The organism is Haloferax sp. s1, from assembly GCF_058382125.1.
In genome coordinates this window covers 1-597 of the sequence record NZ_JBZRPK010000019.1, presented here as the reverse complement: position 1 = coordinate 597, position 597 = coordinate 1, and the positions used below count along the sequence as shown (strand labels likewise).

General features: G+C 67.7%; 1 protein-coding gene. It reads left to right on the top strand.

Features of this window, described 5'->3' with window-relative positions:
* Positions 1-597 (top strand): UMP kinase (gene pyrH, locus QT222_RS00100; protein ID WP_491475911.1); only part of this gene is annotated, 597 nt, incomplete at both ends.

Sequence of the window (597 nt, the reverse complement as noted above, 5' to 3'; positions counted from 1 at the left end):
CCTCGACGCTCGCCGCGTGGAAGGCCACGCGTCCGTGGTCGAGACCCTTGCACGAAACGGGTGCGAAATCGGTGCGGTCGTCGGCGGCGGCGGTGTCGCCCGCGACTACATCGGTGCGGCCCGCGACCTCGGCGCGAACGAAGTACAACTCGACCAGATCGGTATCGACGTGACGCGAATCAACGCGCGCCTCCTCATCGCGGCGCTCGGTTCGCAGGTCGACCCGAAGGTCCCCCACGACTACGAAGCCGCTGGCGACGCCATCCGACGCGGCGACATCTCCGTGATGGGCGGCGTCATGCCCGGCCAGACGACGGACGCCGTCGCGGCCGCGCTCGCCGAGTACGTCGACGCCGACTTGCTCATCTACGCGACCAGCGTCGACGGCGTGTTCAGCGCCGACCCGAAAAGCGACCCCGACGCGACGAAGTTCGAAGAGATGACCGCTGGCGAACTCGTCGATGTCATCGGCGACATCGAGATGAACGCCGGGTCGTCCGCGCCGGTCGACCTGCTCGCCGCGAAACTCATCGAGCGCGCGAAAATGCGCACTATCGTCCTCGATGGGACGGACCCCGACAGAATCGAACCGGCGGT